The sequence below is a fragment of the uncultured Oscillibacter sp. genome (assembly GCF_910584465.1).
Taxonomy (GTDB): Bacteria; Bacillota; Clostridia; order Oscillospirales; family Oscillospiraceae; genus Oscillibacter.
The window spans coordinates 1-6,095 of sequence record NZ_CAJUBK010000095.1; the positions used below are offsets into that span (position 1 = coordinate 1).

General features: G+C 60.9%; 7 protein-coding genes and 1 tRNA gene. 2 read left to right on the top strand and 6 right to left on the bottom strand.

From position 1 onward, the window contains the following. Window positions 1–384, top strand: a 384-nt coding sequence (locus QZ332_RS12845; RefSeq protein ID WP_295766137.1) for a DUF4368 domain-containing protein, incomplete at its 5' end; no start/stop codon positions are given. Between the two features lie 66 nt (window positions 385–450). On the opposite strand, the gene QZ332_RS12850 is transcribed toward QZ332_RS12845, so the two are convergent. The 6 genes from QZ332_RS12850 to QZ332_RS12875 form a co-directional block, all read right to left on the bottom strand. Next, a tRNA-Pro gene (locus QZ332_RS12850) sits at window positions 451–526 on the bottom strand. 140 nt (window positions 527–666) lie between these two features. Beyond that, on the bottom strand, window positions 667–1,413 hold the full coding sequence (locus QZ332_RS12855; protein ID WP_295766139.1) for a glycerophosphodiester phosphodiesterase: 747 nt from the start codon (window positions 1,411–1,413) through the stop codon (window positions 667–669). A 530-nt stretch (window positions 1,414–1,943) separates the two neighbouring features. Beyond that, complete coding sequence (locus QZ332_RS12860; RefSeq protein WP_295766141.1) at window positions 1,944–2,162, bottom strand: helix-turn-helix domain-containing protein; 219 nt, start codon at window positions 2,160–2,162, stop codon at window positions 1,944–1,946. A gap of 254 nt (window positions 2,163–2,416) precedes the next feature. Further along, entirely contained in the window at window positions 2,417–2,545 is a 129-nt protein-coding gene (locus QZ332_RS12865) for a hypothetical protein (RefSeq protein WP_295766143.1), read from the bottom strand. A 314-nt stretch (window positions 2,546–2,859) separates the two neighbouring features. Further along, entirely contained in the window at window positions 2,860–3,741 is an 882-nt protein-coding gene (locus QZ332_RS12870; RefSeq protein ID WP_295766145.1) for a hypothetical protein, read from the bottom strand. 123 nt (window positions 3,742–3,864) lie between these two features. Then, window positions 3,865–4,380 carry an RNA polymerase sigma factor gene (locus QZ332_RS12875; protein ID WP_295766146.1) on the bottom strand — a complete coding sequence of 172 codons (516 nt, stop codon included), beginning with the start codon at window positions 4,378–4,380 and terminating at the stop codon, window positions 3,865–3,867. Window positions 4,381–4,920: 540 nt separating this feature from the next. Here QZ332_RS12875 and QZ332_RS12880 point away from each other — a divergent pair. After that, window positions 4,921–6,095 (top strand): flagellin (locus tag QZ332_RS12880; RefSeq protein WP_295766148.1); only part of this gene is annotated, 1,175 nt, incomplete at its 3' end.

Consider the following 6,095-nt stretch of genomic DNA (forward strand, 5'->3'; position numbering starts at 1 on the left):
ATCAGCGACGCCCGGTTTGCGAAAATGTCCCAGCGGTACGAGCAGGAGCAGGGGGAGAACGCCAAGCGGATCAAGGCGCTGCGGCTGGAGCTGAAAAAGAGCGAGGGCCAGCGGATGGACGTTGATACGTTTCTTGCAACTGTCCGGCGATACACCAACGCAACGGAGATCACCCAGCGCATGGTGGCGGAGTTGATCGACCACATTGACGTATACCACGCTGAAAAGCAGGACGGCGTTACCACCCAGCATATCACCATTTATTACAACTGTATCGGCACTTTCTCTGTCCCTGACCGCCGGAAAATCCCGGCTGAGGAGATCACGATGGGGACGAGAAAGGGAGTAGCCGTCAGCTACTCCCCGGAGCGGATCGCCGTATAGGATTTTGAGCAAAAATAATGCGGAGTGTCCCACAAGGATACTCAAATCCTATAAGGACACTCCGCATGGTCCGAGTGGCGGGATTTGAACCCACGGCCTCATGGTCCCGAACCATGCGCGCTACCAACTGCGCTACACCCGGATGTTCGATGACGGACCACCATCTCATCGCTCGAGCCAACTACTATAGTATAAGGACTTTTTCACGATTTGTCAATCCATTTTTTGAAGATCATGGCCGGAGGGAGCTTATCCGATCAGGATGCCCCTCCGGCCGGGGCCTCAGCCCCGCATGTCCTCCGCCACCCGGCAGAGCAGGTCCGGACGATCGCTGATGATGCAGTCCACGCCGCGTCCCAGCATGTCCCGCATGTCCGGCTCGCTGTCCACCGTCCAGGTGTTGACCTTCATGCCCCGGCTGTGGAACAGCTCCACCAGCTCCGGCTGGTACTGCAGCAGCTGGTAGCGGGGGTGCATGTTGTCCGCATTGCTCCGCTGGACGTACGCCTCGATGTCCAGCAGCGGCTTATCGTAGAGCAGCCCGGTCTCGATCTCCGGGCAGAGCGTCTTGAAGCGCTGCATGGAGATGTGGTTGAAGGACGAGACGAACACCTGCTCCTCCATCCGGGCGGCGCGGATCTCGGCGATCACGCGTCTTTCCAGGTCCGGATAGAACACCTCGTAATTTTTCAGCTCCATATCGAGGAGCAGCCCGGCCTCTTTGCAGAACCCCAGCAGCTGGGCGAAGGTCCAGATGTGTTCCCCGGCGAACTCCGGCGACTTCCAGCTGCCGATGTCCAGGGCCAGCAGCTCCTCGTAGGTCAGGTCCTTGATGTACCCGGTCCCGTTGGAGGTGCGTTCCACCGCGGCGTCGTGGAAGATGACGAGCTCGCCGTCCCTGGTGATGTGGACGTCGCTCTCGATGCCGTCGGCGTCGGTCTCTTCCGCGGTCTTCCGGAAGGCCAGGGGGGTGTTCTCGGGATATCTCCCGGAAAAACCGCGGTGCGCGAACAGGAGGGTCTTTTCCATAACAGCCGCCTCTTTTCAAAAGATGAGCCTCCAAGGGGCCCCATGGCAGGGCCCCTTGGTCATGCCCCGCGCGAAAACTCTGTGCACGGTCCTATTATACACGTCCCCGCCTTGGGATGCCACCCTTTTTTTGAAAAGGATCCCGATCTCCCGCCGGGGCGGCCTCCCTGGCCGCTCCCGCGGATAGGGGGGCCGCCCCGGCCGGATGGCGCTGGGCCCCGGAGCGGTCCCCGGGGCCCCGGCCTTTCAGCGGGAGGGGGCGGGCCCTCCCGGGCGTGCGTCGCCGTCCATCCCTATATAGAGGATCCTGGCGTGCGGATAGTGCTGCCAGTCCAGCTTTTGCCCGCAGCGGCTGCAGAAGGCCATGTATTCGCGTTCCATCGTCCCGTCACACCGCGGACAGACCGGGTAGGCCGGCGCCTCGCGGCAGTGCGGGAAGGCGCGGATCTTCGTCACGCTCATGGGGAGGCGGTACAGCAGAGGTCCCGCGATCAGGAGGAGCCCGGCCCGCCGGGAGTGCCCTGCCCGCATCATTCGCGCTCCTCCGGCATGATCAGGAGCTCGTCCATGGGCACCTGGAGCGTCACGCTGATATCATATAAAAGGGACGACGAGATGTTGACGTCCCTGGAACACAGGTTCCGCAGGTGCCGGACGCTGATGTCCAGCTGTTCCGCCAAGGGCTCCTGCTTGAGCGATCGGGCCTCCATTTCCTTACGCAGCTTTTTATGATCCAGTAGTGCAGGCATACGCGTTACCTCCTATATGCTTATCATAGGAGGCGAGGGACGCGATCGCCAGGAAGCCGGGTTCCGTTTATGGCGGATCGTGAGGAAAAACGTCGAAAAAAGCGAGCCTGCGTTCACAGGCTCGCGGGGAGCGCGGCGGGGGAGGGGGTATAGAACCGGTACGCCCTGCCGATATCCGTCCTGACCGGAAGCCCGTTTTCGTGCGGATATGGCGGAGGCAGATCAGGGGGGTGGGAAGGGGAGGGCCAGGGGTCTTAAACGTGGGATCTGCAATTATTGGTAGTGTACTGCCTGGAGTCGGAACCGCCGTCCCGCTCGGCATACATGGTCAGCACCATGTAATAGACGGTGTCCTCTTCACCGTAGTAAGTGAAGTGACCCATATAGGTTTTGAGATCCTCTCCAAGCAGGCCGTTGGCCACGGACCCTGTGACGGAAGTGACGAAAGTGCCGTCGCCTTCGTAGATGGAGAGCTTGGAAACGCCGACGCGCTCAGAACGCCTCGTCCCAGAGACGGTGAACTCGACTCGTACGGTCCCTTTCGCTGTCCCCTCATATAAGTAGGCACCATAATTACTTAAATAGAGGCTGGCACGGGGAGAGATCTCGGCCGCAGACGCTACTTGGCAGATAGATGCAATTAAGAGGATGAGGCTTGCAAAAATAAGAGCTTGTTTTTTTACTCGGCACACAAAAATCACGCTCCAATGGAATCGATGAGTTGTTTCAAGACCTCCAAGGAGAGATTCCCTTCGATGACGATGACTACTTGGTCATTTGAATATGTGGCTCGGCTATCGGGAACATTCGACATGACGTAGAACAGTCTGCCATTACTGTGGTATTCCTCGATATTTGAAGCATCTTTTTCAAAGGTATGGATAGGGATACGCTCTTCGCCGTGATACTGCTGAGTTTCGATATAAAAAACGCTGTCACCATATACAAAGTCACATGTGATGGTCGAGCATTCCATATCTTCCACTACATCGATATCACAGGCAAACTCCGTCCCCTCCGGATACCAAGCCGGGGCAGGGACCGTGACGCCGCAGCGGTCGTAGACTTCCTGTATCGCCTGGCGGATTGACTCCGACTCCTCGCTGCCGGCCGCGGCGGGCGTCCCGGAGACGAAGTGGAACGTCTCCTCCGTCCACCGCGCCAGCGTGCCGAACACGTCCAGCCCGAAGGCCTGCGCCGCCACCATGCTGGACAGCGTCACCGCCGCCACCGCGGCCACGGGGATCAGGCGCCGCAGCAGCCTGCCGCGCCGGCGGCGCCCGTCCGGGCCCCTGCCGGCAGATGTCCGATCGGGATCTCTCATTGGATAGAGCGGACAGCCCTCGCTGTCCAGGGGGACATAGTATTTTTGGAAATCCTCCCATGCCTGGTCGACATCGGGGAGGATCCCCGTGGGGGACTCTTCTTCGCGCCTTTCGATCACCTCCAAAATACGAGCGGTCCGCTCGTAGTCTCCTCCCTCCGGGGGATCGAGATCCATGCGGACCAGTTCGAGCAGCTCCTCGGTGTCCAGCTGCTCCCAAGATCCGCATGCCTGCTTCTTGCCATCCGTTGGCATCCCCGCACCTCCTTACTGTTAAATGGCCGCAAGTCGGGAGACCTGACATAAAAAATAAAAGATCCTCAAAAAAATTTTTGAGGCGCGGGAGATCCATGGGTGGGGGCCGGGCGCCGGGACAGCTCAGATCCCGTCCCTCGGGAGCACGGCCTCCAGCTTCTTCCGGATGCGCTCCAGCCGCTTTTGACTGGCGTCCACGGTGATGCCCAGCTCGCCGGCGATCTGGCGGTGGGTGGCGCCGTCGATGGCGAAGCGCCGCAGCAGATACCATTCCCGTTCCGTGAGCGAGCCCTGCGCCGTCTCCACGATGCCCGAAGAGGTGAGGGGCGGGTCCCTGGACAGCGACAGGGCCCCGGTCCGGAGGCTGTGCTCCAGGGCGGCGCAGAGCCTCCGATAGCGCTCCAGCGAGCGCCGGTAGTCGGAGATCTTATACCGCAGGACGGTGTACAGATAGGCGTCCGGCTTCTCGTGCCGGCGGAGGGTCTCGTAATTGCGCAGGGCGATGACGAAGGTCTCCTGCACCAGCTCCTCCGCCACGGGGCGGTCCCCGATCACGGCGCGGGCGGCCGCCTCCAGCCGGCCGAAGTAGCGTTTGTACAAGGATTCAAAAAACAGGTCCTGTGCGGTCTCCCGTGACAAACCGATCCCTCCTCGACGAGAGCCGTCCGTTCTCCGACGGCTCCAAGGATGCGGAGCTGTCCCAAGACGGGGCTCCATTCTCGAAACCAGTCGAATCATACCATAGATCGGGGAGAAGTACAACGATCTGGGGAGATCTTCGGCGTTTTGCAAAAAACGGCCGCCCAAAAATTGGCGATCCGCCCGGCGTCTGCGGCGGGGGAGAGGGGGGGGACGGGATCGGATCTGAAAAAAATCGCGGGGAAGGGCTTAATTATTTTTGGAAGCGTCCGATAAAGTCTATGGATGGCCGGGACGAAGAGCGGGGACATGCGGACGACAGCGTGTCCCGGAGGGGCCGGGGATCCCCGGGCCCGCGGCGCCATCCCGATCGAGCATACGGGTCTCGACCGGCTGACGAGCCGGATGGGATAACGTACCTGCGTCTGAGAAGCCCCGGGACCAAAGGCCACGGGAACGGGACGGACGGCGCGCACCTGCCGTTGTGAGAGAGCGAAGGAACGCTCGAACACATTAAATTTTGCTAAGGAGGCAAATATCATGCGTATCCAACACAATATTTTGGCGATGAATTCCTATCGGAATTACACCAACAACGTCAACGCTCTGGGCAAGAACCTGGAGAAGCTGTCCTCCGGCTACAAGATCAACCGCGCCGGCGACGACGCCGCCGGTCTGGCGATCTCCGAGAAGATGCGCTCCCAGATCACCGGCCTGCAGGCCGCCCAGAAGAACGTCAAGGACGCCACCAACCTGGTCAAGACCGCCGAGGGCGCCATGCAGGAGGTCCAGGACATGCTCAAGCGCATGAAGTACCTGGCCACCCAGTCTGCCAACGGCACCTATGACGAGAACGTCGACCGTGTCCAGCTCCAGAAGGAGGTCAACTCCCTGCTGAACGAGATCGACCGTATCGCCGACTCCGCCAACTTCAACGGCATCAAGCTGCTGGACGGCACCCAGTCCCAGATCAGCGGCGTGACCTTCACCCAGGCGACGACCGGCGCGAAGGCCAAGTTCCAGATCAACTTCAGCGGCACCGGCAAGGACTATATCGGCGGCAGCATCCAGATCGGCTCCAAGACCTACAACGTGGTCCAGGCCACCGGCACCAACGCCGCCAAGACCTACTGCCAGTTCAGCGGCGACAAGCTGGTGGTGGGCCTCAAGGCCACGGCTACCAAGATCGCCAGCGCGGTCGCGGCGAAGATGGGCGCCAACATGAAGCTGACGACCCTGGACGGTAAGACCGACACCGCCACCGTCAACAAGACCGGCGCGGGGATCAAGATCGAGGGCTCTGCGAGCGGCGTCATGATCGACGCCTCCAGCCTGCCGACCTATTCCGCCAACGGCGGCATCAAGCTGCAGATCGGCGACACCCCCCACACCTACAACCAGATCCGGGCCGGCGCCAACGATATCCACGTCAGCAAGCTCTTCGCAGGGAACCTGCCGAATATCGCCACCCAGTCCGGCGCCGCGGAAGCGATCAACTATATCGTGATGGCCACCAACCAGGTGTCCTCCTCCAGAGGCGACCTGGGCGCCGTCCAGAACCGTCTGGACCACACCCTGAACAACCTGTCCGTCATGACCGAGAACATCCAGGACGCCGAGTCCGGCATCCGGGATACGGACGTGGCCGACGAGATGATGGCCTACACGAAGAACAACATCCTGATCCAGTCCGCTCAGGCGATGCTGGCCCAGGC

Coding starts and splice junctions, on each gene's coding strand:
- QZ332_RS12855 (WP_295766139.1), bottom strand. CDS start 1,413: ATGGAAAAGACCCTCCTGTTCGCGCACCGCGGTTTTTCCGGGAGATAT.
- QZ332_RS12860 (WP_295766141.1), bottom strand. CDS start 2,162: ATGCCTGCACTACTGGATCATAAAAAGCTGCGTAAGGAAATGGAGGCC.
- QZ332_RS12865 (WP_295766143.1), bottom strand. CDS start 2,545: ATGGGTCACTTCACTTACTACGGTGAAGAGGACACCGTCTATTACATG.
- QZ332_RS12870 (WP_295766145.1), bottom strand. CDS start 3,741: ATGCCAACGGATGGCAAGAAGCAGGCATGCGGATCTTGGGAGCAGCTG.